The sequence below is a fragment of the Luteolibacter rhizosphaerae genome (assembly GCF_025950095.1).
In the GTDB taxonomy this organism is placed as follows: Bacteria; Verrucomicrobiota; Verrucomicrobiia; order Verrucomicrobiales; family Akkermansiaceae; genus Haloferula; species Haloferula rhizosphaerae.
Window position 1 is genome coordinate 251,967 of sequence record NZ_JAPDDR010000001.1, and the last position, 14,978, is coordinate 266,944.

Consider the following 14,978-nt stretch of genomic DNA (forward strand, 5'->3'; position numbering starts at 1 on the left):
GCAACGGTCCCCATCTAGCTGCCGCGGAAGGGCCGTCTCGCTCGCTTCGGTGTCGAAGCCGACACAATGGCGCTCTTCCGCAATTTGCACCCTGCGAGCAGCGATTCGCACACCCCGCGGAAAGCCGTGAAACCGGGAGCCAAGGGCGCAGTCGCTTGTTTTGAACCGGTTAGATTATCTGCCGGGTGGCTCGCAATTTCAGGCACGCCAGATGCGAAAAGGGTGGGCATGGAAATCCCCTATCGCCCGATTCTCATTGGAGGTCATCTGTTCCTTGCCGCTTGGTTCGGCCTGGCGCTGGCGTCCGACACGTCCGAGGAGAGCGGTTATGGAATTCCGGTCGGAGATCATCCGGAGAGAAAGGTGGCCATTGAGGTGTCGCCGAATGAACAGCAGCTTTCGTCGACGGGGAACTATTAGGGCTGGTTGCCCTGTCGCGATTCGGCGCGCTCCGACGGAGACCGGTTTGGTGCTCGGGCATCAAGAGGTCTCCCGGAGCGCGCCTCTTTTTTGGCATCGATGGGCGCGTCCATGTCGAGGATCGTGCAATGTCGTTCACTTGAATTGCGGCTTGCATGCCGCAGCTCACTCCAAGGTGCGGCTGCCGCTGGAAATAGCGGGCTTCACTTACTGGCTTGGTAATTGCGATCCAAACCGCCGAGCTCAGGAATCCACCGCGGCAACCTACTGAACTCAAAGGTTAAGAGGCGGATTTCAAAGGGCGGTCGACGGTGTCCGCGAGCTTTGGCTGGCCTCGCGGACATCTGAACCCTCCCGGAGAAAAACCACCACGTGTCAAACTCCATGAAACTCCTCCACACTTCCATCCTCGCAGGTATTGCCTTATGCGGAGGTCTCCTTCCCGCATCCGGGCAGGTGGCTCTACGGATTACCGACTTGTACGACGAAGAACTCGCGCCCTTCTACCATGGCGTGGCTTCGGGTGATCCTCTTCCGGACGGCTTTATTATTTGGACCCGCGTCACTCCGCCCGGGAATATCCGCCCGGGAACCATGCGTCGCTTTCCGGTGCAGTGGAAGGTGGCAACAGATCCGGAACTGAACCAAGTGGTTGCGAGCGGCAACGCGCTTGCCAGCGGGGAAACCGATTTCACCGTAAAGATCGATGTGCGCGGACTGCCATCGGACCAAACCTTTTACTATGGCTTCGAGTCGCAAGGGCGACAATCGATTACGGGCAAAACGAAGACCGCCCCCGGCGAGTTGGTGGATCAGCTGAAGTTCGCGGTGGTCTCCTGCGCGAACTACGAATGGGGCTTCTTCTCAGGATACGAGCAAATCTCGCGCAGGACCGATCTGGATGCTGTGATCCATACCGGCGACTACATCTACGAGTATCCTGACAACGCATCCTATAGCTCGCCCGAGATCCGTGATCTACGATCCCTCTTTCCCCGAAACGAGACCGTCACTCTCAAGCATTACCGAACGCGCTTCGCGAATTATCACCTTGATCCCAACTTGCGTCGCTGCCATCAGCAACATCCCTTCATCACGATCTGGGATGACCACGAGTTCGCCAACAATGCGTGGAAAGGCGGCGCCGAGAACCACAATCCGAGGAAGGAAGGACGCTGGAAGAAGCGGAAGAACTCAGCGATCCGAGCCTACATGGAATGGATGCCGATCCGCTCTGAAGGAACGAGCATTGTCCGGTCGCTCAGCTACGGGCCGCTGATGGATCTGATGCTGATTGATACCCGGATCGAAGGCAGGGACATCCAGATCGAGGATGTAAACAACCCTCTGCTCTACTCGGCCAACCGGACGATGCTGGGCATTCCCCAGAAGGAGTGGCTGAAGACCGAGCTCGCGACCTCGACCGCCACTTGGAAGATTCTGGGCAATCAGGTGATCTTTTCCGAATTCAATATTGGCTTCACCGCCGATCTGGATCCGCTGGTCACCGGGGATTTCCTGGAGAGCCAGTTCCTGGACCTGTGGGACGGCTATCCCGCTGAACGCTCGGAGCTGGTGGAGTTCATCGCCGGTGAGGATATCGATAACATCGTGATCCTGACGGGTGATATCCATTGCAGCTTCGCCTTTGAAGTGGCGGATCCCGCATTCGGGAACGTGAATTATGATCCCGCGACGGGGGAGGGGGCCGTGGCCGTGGAATTTGTCACGCCGAGCCTGTCCGCCGCGAACTTCGACGAAGAGATCGGAGAGTTCTTCACCGGCCTGGTGGAGGATGTGATCAACCGCCCCTACCCGACGACGAACATCAACTACAACCCGCACATGAAGTATGCGGACCTTGATCGCCACGGCTACCTGGTGCTTTCCGTATCCCCCCAACAGGTTCAGGCGGACTACTACTATCTCGCGGATGTGCTGGTGCCGCAGACTACGGAATCTTGGGGGGCGGGCTTCATTGTCGCGGCGGGTTCGCACCTGCTCACGCCCGCCCAAGCGCCTGCGCCGCCAAAGGCGGTCCAAGACGTGCCGGCCCCTTGATTTGATGTGAGCCTCGCTCCGGCGGGTTGACCCCCGGGGCGAGGGATACTTCACCGGATCTTTACAATCTCCCGGTCGCGATGCCGCCGGTGTGGATGCTATGCTGTCGCCGAATGAGGCGACGGTCGATCAAGGCCCATCTACGAGACCATTGGTTGGATCTCACACTGCTCCTTGCCGCGGCTTTTACCTTGGCTTGGTTCCTTTTCGACCACGGTATGCCCTAGGCTGCGGGGGAAGGGGGCGCCTGCAATAGATGCAGAGATTGCGAAATGTTTGCAGCTGGGATCGAGCGGCCGATTTATTGGGCAGGCTTGAAGGTTTATTACGCTGAACGAGTTAGGCGATTGGCGGAAGGGTTGGTACGGGGGATGCGCAGAACCCCGGCTACCCCGATACTCCCCATGCAGCCTGTTTTCCCTTCCTTGCCCCAGAATCTCCCGCCCCTGCCCGTTCCGGATGCCGTGAAGTCGGCGGAATCAAGGAGGGCGCTGCTTGATTGGATCGACGAAGTCTCGCCGACCAAGTTGCGGAACGATCCGGGCGAGCGGCGGATGAATCGGAAGCGTGTCCACGCGGTGCGTGCCAGCCTGCGACGGGATGTCGTATTACCGGCTCCCCGCTTCACTCCCTTCCATCAGGAGTCTCTGAGCTTCCGCGATCCTTGGACCGTTCGCTCCTTGCGCGATCTATTCGCGATTTATCTCCCGGAGATCTCCATATCCGCTGCAGCGGTGACTGCGAGCGGCTTTCTCGCGGATCGCATCTATCGGGGCTGGGTCATCGATGCCGTTCCGCTGCTGGCTCCGGCGACCTATCTGGGCGCTCTGCTGCTCTTCCTGAGTTCGATCTACATCCAAGGGCGATGTTATCCTTCAGCCGTCACCCGGGCGCGCATCCACTCCGTCTTGCTGGCCACCTTGGCATTGTTAGGAATGCACCTCTTGGCGTTCTTTATCCTGCGCGCCGCGGTCTGAAGCGAACCCGAGAGAGACCATGAGCACCCCTCCCAGCTTTGAAGAATCCATCTCCGCCGAACTCGCCGCACTGGAAATCCCGCAGGGTGAGACGCTGTGCAACATCCTACGAGGCTTGTTCCTGTGCCTTCGCGATTTGAATGCCCGCCTTGCCGCGCTGGAGGAGTTCCAATGCGCGGGAGAAGGCATGCAGGCCGAGCCCTACCTAGGATGAGGTGGGGCCTTACTGTGTTCCCACTTCCTGCAGCCAGCCCCGCAGCTTCCTGAGATCGGCTGGTTTTACCAAGTGTTGGTCGAATCCCGCTTCCTTAGCCCGGGTCTGATCTTCGTCCGATCCGTAGCCGGTCACGGCAATGAGGAATGCATCCCGGTGAGCCGGGTTGCCCCGCAACTGCCGGGCCACTTCGAAGCCGTCCATTCCGGGCAATCCGATGTCGAGCAATACCACTTCGGGTTGGAACTCCTCGGCCTTCGCGAGGGCGTCCGTCCCGTGATGGGCGATGGTCACTTCGTGGCCGCCGATCTCCAGCAGCATGCCCATGCTATCCGCGGAGTCTCGATTGTCGTCCACGATCAGGATGCGTAGCGCTCGCGCCGACTCCACCGGGCTTTTGGGTGAGGGAGCCTGAGCGTAGCTTGCAAGGCTAGGGAGCCGGATCACGAACTCCGATCCCATCCCGAGGCCACCGCTATGCGCCGTGATCGTGCCGCCGTGCAACTGCACGAGCCGCTGGACGATGGTGAGGCCGATGCCCAAGCCGTCATTGGTCCGATCAATGGTGCGGCTGCCCTGCACGAAGAGCCCGAAGATGCGCGGGAGTAGTTCCGGGGCGATGCCGTTGCCATTGTCAGCCACCCGGATTTCCACCTCCGGCTTGTCCGGTGTCCCGGCAGCCCTCGCACTGAGCGAGATGCGTGAGCCGGTGCCGCTGTATTTGCAGGCATTGGTCAAGAGGTTGCCGACGATTTGCTCGAGGCGGGTGCTATCCGCGTCGAGGTGAAGGGGCTCCGCGGGCAGATCCAGCACCAGTTCCTGTCCGTTCGCACGGATGCTTTCCGCAGCTGCAGTCGCCGCGGAGCCCAGTAAGGACTGAAGTTCCACCGGCTGGCAGCGTAGCTCGATCTTGCCCTCGGTGATGCGCGAAACATCGAGCAAGTCATCGATCATGTGACTCAGGTTGCCGACCTGCCGGTCGATCATGGCGATGATGCGATCGTGTTGCTCGCCGTCGAGATTGCGGTTTTTCAGTGCCAGCGCCGCGTTACGCAGGGGCGCCAGGGGATTCCGTAGCTCGTGGGCGAGCATGGCGAGGAACTCGTTCTTGCTGCGGTCCGCCCGCTCCAGCTCGGCGTTGCTCCGGGCCAGTTGTTCGTTCGCCCGGCGAAGGTCCTGGCGTTGTTTGGCCAGAGCGTGAAAGACCTCGGCCTTGTTCAGCAGCACCTTCGCATCGATGGGCTTCGGCAGGAAATCCACCGCCCCGGTTTCGTAGCCTTGGATACGCCTCTCCTGATCGACCACCCCTGCGGTCAGGAAGATGATGGGTACGTGCCGGGTGCGTTCCGTGCTGCGCATGATCTCCGCCAATTCGAAGCCGCCCATCTCCGGCATCTGCACATCCAGCAAGGCGAGTGCGACGTCATGCTGAAGCAATAGCTCCAGCGCCTCCGGCCCCGAATGAGCCTTCAACAATTCAAGGCCGTCCCGCTTGAGCAGACCTTCAAGTGCGACAAGATTCGCCTCCAAGTCATCCACCAGGAGAAATTTGATCGGTACCGTCATTGAGTGAGTGGGGAAGGGAGAGTGGTGGATGGTTTCAAAAGCTCATCCGCGATGCCTCGCAGGGAAAGCACGCGGGCTTCCGGGCAGGCCGCGATGGCGGCGCGGGGCATCGAGGAACTCTCTGCCGTGGCGGGATCCTGCACGAGAGCACTGCCGCCCGCCGCCATGATGGCACGCAAGCCCTCGGCACCATCGGCACTAGCGCCGGTCAGCACCACGCCGGTCAGATCGCTGCCATATGCATCCGCGGCCGATTCGAAGAGGACATCCACCGCCGGGCGGGAATACAGCACCGCCTCGTCGTTGGAGAAACTGAGGATGTAGTCGGGATCCACCAGCAGATGATAGTTCGGCGGCGCGAAGTAGATCGTGCCGGCTTGCACCTCTTCCTTGTCCTCGGCTTCCTTCACCGCCATCGCACAGCGTCCGGAGTAAAGCCGGGCCAATCCGCTCGGGCGATCCGGCGGGATATGTACCACCACCAGCACCGCCAGGGGGTAGTCCGCGGGCAGGGCGGGGAGGATCTGGTTCAAGGCACCGATGGCTCCCGCGGACGCCCCGATCACGACCGCCGCCGGATTTGTGGCTGGATCCTCTGCGCTCATGCCTCGCTCCGTTTTTGGTAGATACGTTCCTGCCGTTCGAATTCATCGAAGCTTCCGGCATGCGCGTTGAAACGCAGGCTCTCCTTCGAGCCAAGACCGAGGAAACCCCGCCTGACCAGCGAGTCGTTGAAAAGTCCCACCGCGCGGTCTTGCAACGGCCGGGTAAAGTAGATCAGCACGTTCCGGCAGGAAACCAGATGAGCTTCCGCAAAGACGGCATCCGAGGCCAGGCTATGGTCGGAAAAGACCACCTGCTGCCGCAGCGATTTGTCGAATACCGCCCGCCCGTAGCCCGCGCTGTAGTAGTCGGAGAGAGAGGTCCTGCCCCCGGATTGTTGGTGATTCGCGGTGAAGAGGGAGATGCGATCCAAGTCGTATACCCCGGCCTCCGCCTCTGCCAGTGCAGCGCCATTGATATCGGTGGCATAGAAGATCGTACGGCTTTCCAGCCCTTCCTCGCGGAAGAGAATCACCAGCGAGTAGAGTTCCTCGCCCGCGCTACAGCCTGCCACCCAGACCTTGAGGGAGGGGTAAGTCTTGAGGTGCGGCACTACCTTTTCCCGGAGCGCGCGGAAGTAAGAGGGATCCCGGAACATCTCGCTCACCTGCACCGTCAGGTAGGGGAGCAAGCGGGGGAGCATCGCCTCGTCCCTCAGCACGAGATCTTGCAATTGCGAGAAGCTCGCGCAGCCGAACTGCTGCTTGGCCTGGGTGAGGCGCCGCTTCAGTGATGCCAAGGAGTAGCCGCGGAAGTCGTAGTGATAGCGCATGAAGAGCGCTTCGAGCAGCAGGTGCAGCTCGATTTCCTCCGTGCGGGAAGTCTGGCTCTTCATTGGAATTTCAGCGGGGCATCCAAACGCGGATCAGCGAGAGCAACTTGTCCACGTCCAGCGGCTTGGCAAGGTAGTCGTTCGCTCCGGCGGCCAGACAGGCCTCCTGATCGTTCTTCATCGCCTTTGCCGTCAGGGCGATGATGGGCAGCTTCTTCCACTCCGGGCGCTTGCGGATTTCGCGCATCGCGGTGATGCCGTCCATCTCCGGCATCATGATGTCCATGAGAACAAGATCCACCGCGGCACCCGGCTCCGCCAGCGAACGCTCCAGCGCTGTCACCGCCTCGCGGCCATTGCGGGCGATCTGGAGCTTCACTCCGCGGCCTTCGAGCAGGCTGGTCAGGGCGAAGACGTTCCGGACATCGTCTTCCGCGATGAGGATGCGGCGGCCTTCCAGGGCGGCATCGCGATTGCCGGATTTCTCCAGCATGCGCTGTTGTTCCGGCGGCAGCTCGGAGACGACCTGGTGGAGGAAGAGGGTCACTTCATCGAGCAGGCGTTCGGGGGACTTGGCTCCCTTGATGATGATCGATTTCGAGTAGCGCCGCAGTCGTTGTTCTTCGTCCGCAGCCAGTTCGCGGCCGGTATAGACGATCACGGGCGGGAAGGAGTAGCTGTCTTCCTTGCTCAGGGTTTCCAGCAGCGAGAAGCCGGAAGCATCGGGGAGGCTGAGATCGAGTACCATGCAGTCGAAGGTGCCGTCCTTCAGCAGGGCCAAGCATCCCGCCGCGGTGCCGGCGCAGGAAGTCTCCACGTCCAGGGTTCCGAAAAGCTGCTTCATGGCATCGAGCTGGACCGGATCGTCTTCGACCACGAGCACCTTGCGCATCTTCTCGTTCAGGCGTCCCTCCAGCTTCTGGAAAGCGTCGACGAGCTGTTCGCGCTTCACGGGCTTCAGCATGTATCCCACCGCGCCGAGGGCCAATGCCGTCTGGGTGTAGTCGCTGCCGGAGACCACGTGCACCGGGATGTGGCGGGTGCGCGAATCAGCCTTCAGGCGTTCCAGAACGAAGAGCCCGGAATTGTCCGGTAGTCCCACGTCCAGGATCACCGCGCCGGGAAGGTGCTGCGGGGCGAGGGCGAGGGCTTCTTCCGCCGTGGTGGCGATCAGTCCATGGAAATGCATCTCGTGCGCGAGATCCAGCAGGATGCGGGCGAAGGCCTCGTCATCCTCCACGATGAGGATCACGCGCTTCGAACCGCTGAGCTGCTCGCGGTCATCGATGACGCGGGGTTTGGCGGGATCGACCGGCTTCGGCGTGGGTGCGGCTGTGGCGGGCTGACGGATCTCCGCGGTCACGGGGGCGGCTGGCAGGGCGGGAGTATTCGAGAGCGGCATCGGGTGAGCCGGTGCCACGTGGATGCAGGGAAGCGTGAGCGTGAAGGTGCTGCCCTTGCCCGGCTCGCTCTGCAGCTCGATTTCGCCGCCGAGCAGCCATGCGAGCTGGCGGGAGATGGAAAGCCCCAGGCCGGTGCCGCCGAACTTCCGGTTGCTGGCGGCATCCGCCTGGTAGAAGGGCTCGAACACGGAGCGCTGGAATTCGGGATCGATGCCGATGCCGGTGTCCTGCACGGAGATGCGGATCTTCTTCGGTCCCGCCGGGGTGATGCGGCAGCTCACTTCGCCGCGCTCGGTGAATTTCACCGCGTTCGAGAGCAGGTTCTTCAGGACCTGCATCAGACGCTGGGTGTCGGTCTCGATCTCGGCCGGGACCTGCGGGTCCAAGGTCATGTGCAGGGCGACGCCCTTCTGGGCGGCGATCGGTTCGAAGATCGCCTTCAAGGTTTCGATCAGGCTGGCTGGCTTCACCGGCTCCGCGTGGATCTCCATGTGGCCGGCCTCGATCTTGGACAGGTCGAGCACGTCGTTGATCAGGTTCAGCAAGTCATTGCCGGCGGTCTCGATCGTCTGTGCGTATTTGATCTGTTCCTCGTTCAGGTTGCCCGGGCGATTGTCCGCCAGGATGCGGGCAAGGATCAGCGAGGAATTCAGCGGCGTGCGGAGCTCGTGCGACATGTTCGCAAGGAAGTCCGACTTGTAGCGGCTGGCCTGCTCGACGAGGCGGGCCTGGCTTTCCAGCGATTGCTTCGCCTTGATCAGGTCGTTGCGCTGACCTTCCAAGGTCGAGGCCTGCTCGGAGAGCTGGAAATTCACCTGCTCCAGCTCGGCTTGCTGGAGTTCAAGGCGCGATTGGGTCTCGCGCAGTGCGTGGCTTTGCTCTTCGAGTTCCTCGTTCGAGACGCGCAGCTCTTCCGCCTGCGCCTGTACTTCCTCGGATTGCTGTTGGGTTTCCTCCAACAGTTCTTGTAGATGTTCGCGGTAGAGGGCTGCCTTCACCGCGAGGGCGATCTGCTCGGACGACTGCTGCAGGAACTCCTGCTTCTGCGGTGTGAGCGGATGGATGAAGCCGAGTTCGATCACCGCATTCACCAAGTTGTCGGTGGCGGCGGGTAGGACGATCAGGTTTCGTGGAACTCCCTCGCCGAGTCCGGAGCCGATCCTGAGATAGCCATCCGGCACGTCATCCAAACGGCGGGCTGCCTTCTCGGCGACGGCGCGGCCGAGCAGTCCCTCGCCTGTCTTGAATTGTTCGGGGATCTCGCTGGAGGCTGTGACGCCAGTGAGGGCGACCCGGTCGAAATAATCTCCGCGGCGGACGAAAAGTGCACCGGCATGGGCATCCACGTAGTTGCTCAGGAAAGCCAAGACACTTTCTCCCAGCGCGCCCAAGGTTCTCTCTCCGGACATCACGCTGCCGAGTTCCAGCTTGCCCACCTGCATCCAGTCGGCCTTTTGGCGCAGGGTCTGAGCCCTCTGGAGAAGGCCGAGGACGGCGAGAGCCAGGCCGATGCCCAGACCTGCCGTGACGAAGCCGCTGCTCACCGCGATGCTATGGGCTCCCTCCATTTGTTCGATGAGCGTGGTGCGCTGGCGGTTTTCCTCGCGCCTCATGGCGGCCAAGTTTTCCCGAAGCTGGTCCATCGCTTCCTTGCCACGATCCGTCACCACCAAGGCGCGAGCCGCCTCGAAGCCGTTGTCCCGGCGCAAGCGGATCGTTTCATCCATTTCTTCCAGCTTGGCCGCGATCTGTGCCTCTACCTGATGGAAGAGATCCCGTTGCAGGACATTCCCGTCGGTGAGTCCGCGCATCTTTTCCACCTCGCCTTGGATTGCGGTCAGCGTGGCGTAGTAGGGCTGAAGATAGCGCTCGTCACCGGTGATGACGAAGCCGCGTTGGCCGGTTTCGGCATCCTTCAACAGGGAGGCGACGGTATCGAAAGAGGTGATGACCGTGTGGGTCTGCTGGACTTGCTCCTGAGCTTTGCGCAAGGCATTCGTGTTGCGGTAGGCGTTGTAGCCGCTGAAGAGGAAGAACGCCACGGCCGCGGCGAATCCGATGTAGATGGGGACCTTGCTTCCTGCCTTCTGCGACGGAAGCGGGGAGGGGCGGAGCGAATTCGGCATGAGGATAGGTACGGAAAAAGGGGGAGACGGGCAGAGGTGAATCGCCTCAAACACCGTGACGTGGTTTGCCACTTCGTGGCCGTGAAGCGCTAGCTTCAATCGGGCAAAAGGCAAGGGGCAAGGAAGGACGTCGGATTCCGCAATATTTCGGTTAGGAAAAGCGGAGTAGACACTACGTGTTGATACCCGTTCGCAGGGGATTGCAATGTGCCCTCCGAAGGTAAGGCACATTGCGCGATTCAAGGGTCTTGAGGCTCTGAGAACCCTGTAAATGCGTGGATTCAGCTCAATGGCATGAGCTTTGCGAAAAGGAGCGATCACCGACTCCCTCAGCGCCGAATCCTTCATGCACCGAAACGTCGAGATCCGATACACTCCACGAAAGCTCAGCACGGGGCTTTCGGGACTGATGTCGTTTCCGGACACCTCTCATTCGGTGATGCGACCCGATCAACCCGCTCCATCCACTGCGGCGGGAGCAGGGCGGCCGACCGGATCCAAAACGCTTTTCTTCCTCTTCGTGGCGACCTTCTCCGCCGTGTTTGTCCTCTTCGTCTGCTGGCAGCTCGGCCGCTGGCTTTAATCCTTTTCCGTTAGCAACCGAATACCATGAATACCAGAACCGCAGTGACCCTCGCTCTCCTCGCCGCACCCTCCGTGATGCTGGCAGGCGAGGCCGAGTACACGAATACCACCACCACGACCTCCGCTCCTCCATCTTATTCCTCCGATCATGTCGGTTGGTATCTCGGCGGCGGGGTCGACTACTTCTTCGATGCTGAAGAACCGTTCTATAACGGTCACTTGGGCTACGATTTCGGTGGCGGTCATTCGCTCTTCCTCGAGTCCGGCTGGCTCGGCACCGAGGAATTCGTGTTCCCGTTCAATGTCGACATCGACATCGTCCCGATCACGCTCAACTACAAGTATGAGTACATGTTCAACGAGCGCTTCGGTCTTTATGCAGGCCTTGGTGCCGGTGCTTCGAATGTGGACGTGAACGTCGGTTTCGTCAGCGACGACGACTGGACCCTCACCGCCCAAGCCTTCGCCGGTTTGGTTTACAATGTCTCCGAGAACTTCGAGATCTACGGCGGTGCGCGTTACCTCTGGATCGATGATCCGGATCTCTTCGGCGCGACCTTCGACAAGTTCGACGATGTGAGCGCCGGTGTGGGCGTCCGCTTCAACTTCTGACCGGTTTCCTGCCAAAACGCAATCGATTGGCCATCCCCCAGCGCGTCGGGGGGTGGCCTTTTTCTTTTCAGGTGCAGGCGGGGCGGGGTGTCAGGTTGACAGTTCGTCTCCGTCGGGATCAAAGTGCATAAAATTGCAGTTCGGCGAAAACTTTCGCGCGGACTTGCGTTTAGGGTTACGCCACCAGACATCTCTATCCATGAGAAACAGCTACCTCCTCCTTGCCGCCGTATTGGCGGCGCCCGCTGCGATCGCCGCGCCACCCACCGGCGGCATTACCCGCCATGTCTGGACCGGGGTAGGGGGATCGGAACTGTCGAATCTCCGCGCTCTGGGGACGTTCCCGAACAGCCCGAGCCAGACTTCCACGCTGAACAGCACCTTCGACTGTCCCCGGGATTGGGCGAATGACTACGGCACTCGCGTCTTCGGCTGGGTGCACGCCCCTGTCACCGGCAACTATCGCTTCTACATCCATTCCGATGACCAGAGCGAGCTGTGGCTAAGCACGAACGAATCGCCCGACCAGAAACGCAGGATTGCGGGTGTGTCCGGCTGGGTTCCGGCCGGTGCTTGGAATGACTCGCCGGATCAGACCTCCGTGGTGATCCCGCTCGTGGCCGGTAAGTACTATTTCATCGAAGCCCTGCAAAAGGAAGGGGGCGGCGGCGACCATTTGGGCGTTGGCTGGACTCACCCCAGTCAGGCCTCGATTGCCTACATTCCGGCCTCCCGCCTCAGCACTTGGCAAAACGTCGCGCCGATCGCGAATGCCGATACCGCCTACCTGCATGTGGGCACCAGCGCGGTGGTGCCGGTGCTCTTCAACGACGTGGAGCCGAACGGCCAATCCACATTCAATACGGCCAGTCTCACGGTCATTAGCCTACCGAGTCAGGGCTCTGCCACGGTGCTGGCAGGGGGCAAGATCCGCTACACCCATACGGGTACCGGGGCCGGTACCGACAGTTTCACGTATCGGATTGCAGATGCCTCGGGTCTGACCGCGGAGGCGACCGTGCAGGTCAATATCTCCGCCGATGCCCGTCTGCCGCTGGCGAACTCCCGGATGCCCGCGAACCCTCCGCCGCAACAGCTCACCGCGATCAATGCCTTCCCGAGCATCGGCTTCAGCGAGCCGCTCGACCTGGCCACGCCGCCAGGTGAAACCAACCGGCTGTTCGTGGTGGAAAAGGGTGGAGATATCGAAGTGATTCCGAACCTGGCAGCACCGGCCGCACAAACCTTCCTGAATCTGGATGCAATCGTGAACGCGCGGACAGCGCAGGGCGAAGCCTTCATGACGAACGGCGAGGCGGGCCTGCTCGGCCTGGCCTTCCATCCGCAGTATGCGACGAACCGCCGGTTCTTCGTCTACTATAGCCTTCGTATTAACGGGACACCTTACCAGCGGCTCTCGGAGTTTGCCTGCTCCGCGGGCAATGCGAACTTGGCCGACTCCACCTCGGAGAAAGTCTTCCTCCAGCTTGCGGACGACTACGACAACCACAATGGCGGTTGCGTGAAGTTCGGCCCGGACGGCTATCTCTACCTCAGCTTGGGCGATGAGGGGGACCAGAACGATGCGGGAGACAACTCGCAGAAGATCACCAAGGATTTTTGGTCCGGGATGATCCGGATCGATGTGAACGTGGATCCCGCGAACTACGGCGCAAATCCGAACCTCGCCCCGAATCCTCACGCCGGCATCGTGCTCCACAGCCCGTCCGGCAACCCGCGCTACAAAGTGCCTGCGGATAATCCCTGGGTCGGCGCTACCACCTTCAACGGTCAAGCCATCTCGGGGAATGTCCGCAGCGAGTTCTATGCGGTGGGACTGCGGAATCCCTGGCGCTTCTCCTTCGATACGAACGGGGACCTCTGGCTGGCGGATGTCGGTGGCGGCTCGTGGGAGGAGATCAACAAGGTCGTGAAAGGCGGCAACTACGAGTGGGCCTATCGTGAGGGCATCACCAGCCAAGGTCCGCGCTGGAACCAGCGGCCCTCCGGTTGGACCGGGGCGAATCCGCCCCTGCTGGCCTACGGTCACGGCTCCGGCTCCTTCCAAGGGAACTCGGTGACGGGTGGTCTCGTTTATCGCGGCACGCGGCTTCCGGCCCTTACCGGGAAGTATATTTTCGCCGACTACTCCTCGGGCAACATCTGGTCGCTGGATCCCGCCGTGGGGGCTTCCTCCTTCACCCGCCTCACCGGCGAGGGGGGTATCGTGGGTTTCGGCACCGATCCCTCGAACGGCGATCTGCTGCTCGCGGATATCAATGGTCAAGTCCGTCGGCTCGTTACCCAAGCGGTCGATACCGGCTTCCCGGCGACTCTGTCGGATACCGGGCTCTTCGACGATGTCGCCACGCTCACGCCGACCGCCGGTCTTGTGGCCTATGACGTGAACCTGCCTTTCTGGTCGGATCACGCCAAGAAGCGCCGTTGGTTCGGCATGCCCGCTCTCAACACCACCATGGCATTCAGCGGGGAGGGTTCTTGGACCACTCCGGCGGGAACCGTGTGGGTGAAGCATTTCGATATCGAAACCACGCGCGGCAATCCCGCGACGAACCGCCGGCTCGAAACGCGCGTGCTGGTGCGGAATGCGGAGGGTGCCTACGGCGTTTCGTATCGATGGAATGCCGGCGGGACCGAGGCGACGCTTGCCGCCGAGGCAGGGGAAGAGTTCAACCTTTCGATCCTGGTCAATGGCACGCCGACCAACCAGCTCTGGCGCATCCCATCGCGTTCGGAGTGCATGACCTGTCATACTGCGCAGGCCGGACATTCGCTGTCCTTCAATACCCGGCAGCTCAATCTTCCCGGCACGATCGGTCTGGATACCGGCAACTTCATCCAGCTTTTGAAGGACTCGGGTTACTTGACCGAGATGAACGAGGATACCGACCTGCTGCCGAAGCATGTCGCCACCAATGACAGCGCTTACTCGATCGAAGCCCGTGCCCGCGCGTGGCTCGATGTGAACTGCTCCTACTGCCACAAGCAGGGTGGCACCGCTCCCACGAACTTCGACGCGCGGGTGACGGTTCCGCTGTTCAATATGAACCTGATCAACGTATCGCCCACCGGTGGCACCCAGCATCCGGATGACCGCCTCATCGTCCCGGGTGCTGAAGAGCGCAGCGTGGTGATCCACCGCGCCGCCAACCGCAATAGCTACTCGCGCATGCCCCCGCTGGGCTCGAACGTGACCGATCCCGCAGGCGTGCAGCTCTTGATCGATTGGGTGGAATCTCTTTCGGGCCGACAGAGCTTGGCGGCTTGGACGGCGGAGCATCTCGGGTCGCTACCGCCCGGAGATCAGGCCGCGACGGCGGATCCCGATGGTGACGGCCGCGACAACCGTGCCGAGTTCCTGGCACTGACCGATCCGACGACTGCCGATGCGGGGCTTGCTCCGGTGAGTTCGATTTCCGGCGGTCTGATGTCGATCACCTTCCCGGTTCTACCCGGGCGCGGGATGATCCTGGAAAGCTCGGATGATCTGGTGGATTGGAGCGATTGGCCGGGGGCCGGGAACAACGGGCTCGAGCGCAGTGCGCCGTGGCAGATCCAGGTTCCCGTCGAGGCGGGGAAGACCTTCTATCGCGCGCGGATCGAAGAGCGCTAAATGTG

The 14,978-nt window shown here is 61.3% G+C and carries 11 protein-coding genes; 7 read left to right on the top strand and 4 right to left on the bottom strand.

Annotated features, from left to right (window positions below):
• The first annotated feature begins 126 nt into the window (after nt 1–126).
• The 4 genes from OJ996_RS01020 (at nt 127) to OJ996_RS01035 (ending at nt 3,672) form a co-directional block, all read left to right on the top strand.
• A complete protein-coding gene (locus OJ996_RS01020) occupies nt 127–420 on the top strand; it encodes a hypothetical protein (RefSeq protein WP_264510245.1) in 294 nt (97 codons plus the stop codon).
• A gap of 384 nt (nt 421–804) precedes the next feature.
• A complete protein-coding gene (locus OJ996_RS01025) occupies nt 805–2,481 on the top strand; it encodes an alkaline phosphatase D family protein (protein ID WP_264510247.1) in 1,677 nt (558 codons plus the stop codon).
• 404 nt (nt 2,482–2,885) lie between these two features.
• Nucleotides 2,886–3,458, top strand: coding sequence for a hypothetical protein (locus tag OJ996_RS01030; RefSeq protein ID WP_264510249.1), 573 nt, complete (start codon nt 2,886–2,888; stop codon nt 3,456–3,458).
• Between the two features lie 19 nt (nt 3,459–3,477).
• Nucleotides 3,478–3,672 carry a hypothetical protein gene (locus tag OJ996_RS01035; protein WP_264510251.1) on the top strand — a complete coding sequence of 65 codons (195 nt, stop codon included), beginning with the start codon at nt 3,478–3,480 and terminating at the stop codon, nt 3,670–3,672.
• Nucleotides 3,673–3,681: 9 nt separating this feature from the next.
• Here OJ996_RS01035 and OJ996_RS01040 read toward each other — a convergent pair whose 3' ends face one another.
• Genes OJ996_RS01040 through OJ996_RS01055 form a run of 4 tightly spaced genes read right to left on the bottom strand, consistent with a single transcriptional unit; the run spans nt 3,682 to nt 10,142 of the window.
• Complete coding sequence (locus OJ996_RS01040; RefSeq protein ID WP_264510253.1) at nt 3,682–5,238, bottom strand: response regulator; 1,557 nt, start codon at nt 5,236–5,238, stop codon at nt 3,682–3,684.
• Nucleotides 5,235–5,843: a chemotaxis protein CheB gene (locus tag OJ996_RS01045; protein ID WP_264510255.1), complete on the bottom strand. Its 609-nt coding sequence runs from the start codon at nt 5,841–5,843 to the stop codon at nt 5,235–5,237. The genes OJ996_RS01040 and OJ996_RS01045 overlap by 4 nt, the downstream gene beginning before the upstream one ends.
• Complete coding sequence (locus OJ996_RS01050; protein WP_264510257.1) at nt 5,840–6,676, bottom strand: CheR family methyltransferase; 837 nt, start codon at nt 6,674–6,676, stop codon at nt 5,840–5,842. Before OJ996_RS01050 ends, OJ996_RS01045 begins: the two co-directional genes overlap by 4 nt.
• 7 nt (nt 6,677–6,683) lie before the next feature.
• Nucleotides 6,684–10,142, bottom strand: coding sequence for a response regulator (locus OJ996_RS01055; protein ID WP_264510259.1), 3,459 nt, complete (start codon nt 10,140–10,142; stop codon nt 6,684–6,686).
• 346 nt (nt 10,143–10,488) lie between these two features.
• Here OJ996_RS01055 and OJ996_RS01060 point away from each other — a divergent pair, with 346 nt between their 5' ends.
• From OJ996_RS01060 to OJ996_RS01070, 3 genes are all read left to right on the top strand, one after another.
• A complete protein-coding gene (locus OJ996_RS01060) occupies nt 10,489–10,725 on the top strand; it encodes a hypothetical protein (protein WP_264510261.1) in 237 nt (78 codons plus the stop codon).
• Between the two features lie 26 nt (nt 10,726–10,751).
• Nucleotides 10,752–11,339, top strand: a complete 588-nt coding sequence (locus OJ996_RS01065) for an outer membrane protein (RefSeq protein WP_264510263.1) — start codon at nt 10,752–10,754, stop codon at nt 11,337–11,339.
• A 199-nt stretch (nt 11,340–11,538) separates the two neighbouring features.
• The gene (locus OJ996_RS01070) at nt 11,539–14,973 is read left to right on the top strand and encodes a PQQ-dependent sugar dehydrogenase (RefSeq protein ID WP_264510264.1); all 3,435 of its coding nucleotides are present in this window, start codon (nt 11,539–11,541) and stop codon (nt 14,971–14,973) included.
• Nucleotides 14,974–14,978: the final 5 nt, after the last annotated feature.

What these genes read in the sequence shown, in the direction of transcription:
- OJ996_RS01070 (WP_264510264.1), top strand. Translation starts at nt 11,539, where the DNA reads ATGAGAAACAGCTACCTCCTCCTTGCCGCCGTATTGGCGGCGCCCGCT.
- OJ996_RS01060 (WP_264510261.1), top strand. Translation starts at nt 10,489, where the DNA reads ATGCACCGAAACGTCGAGATCCGATACACTCCACGAAAGCTCAGCACG.
- OJ996_RS01025 (WP_264510247.1), top strand. Translation starts at nt 805, where the DNA reads ATGAAACTCCTCCACACTTCCATCCTCGCAGGTATTGCCTTATGCGGA.
- OJ996_RS01030 (WP_264510249.1), top strand. Translation starts at nt 2,886, where the DNA reads ATGCAGCCTGTTTTCCCTTCCTTGCCCCAGAATCTCCCGCCCCTGCCC.
- OJ996_RS01035 (WP_264510251.1), top strand. Translation starts at nt 3,478, where the DNA reads ATGAGCACCCCTCCCAGCTTTGAAGAATCCATCTCCGCCGAACTCGCC.
- OJ996_RS01040 (WP_264510253.1), bottom strand. Translation starts at nt 5,238, where the DNA reads ATGACGGTACCGATCAAATTTCTCCTGGTGGATGACTTGGAGGCGAAT.
- OJ996_RS01055 (WP_264510259.1), bottom strand. Translation starts at nt 10,142, where the DNA reads ATGCCGAATTCGCTCCGCCCCTCCCCGCTTCCGTCGCAGAAGGCAGGA.
- OJ996_RS01045 (WP_264510255.1), bottom strand. Translation starts at nt 5,843, where the DNA reads ATGAGCGCAGAGGATCCAGCCACAAATCCGGCGGCGGTCGTGATCGGG.
- OJ996_RS01050 (WP_264510257.1), bottom strand. Translation starts at nt 6,676, where the DNA reads ATGAAGAGCCAGACTTCCCGCACGGAGGAAATCGAGCTGCACCTGCTG.
- OJ996_RS01065 (WP_264510263.1), top strand. Translation starts at nt 10,752, where the DNA reads ATGAATACCAGAACCGCAGTGACCCTCGCTCTCCTCGCCGCACCCTCC.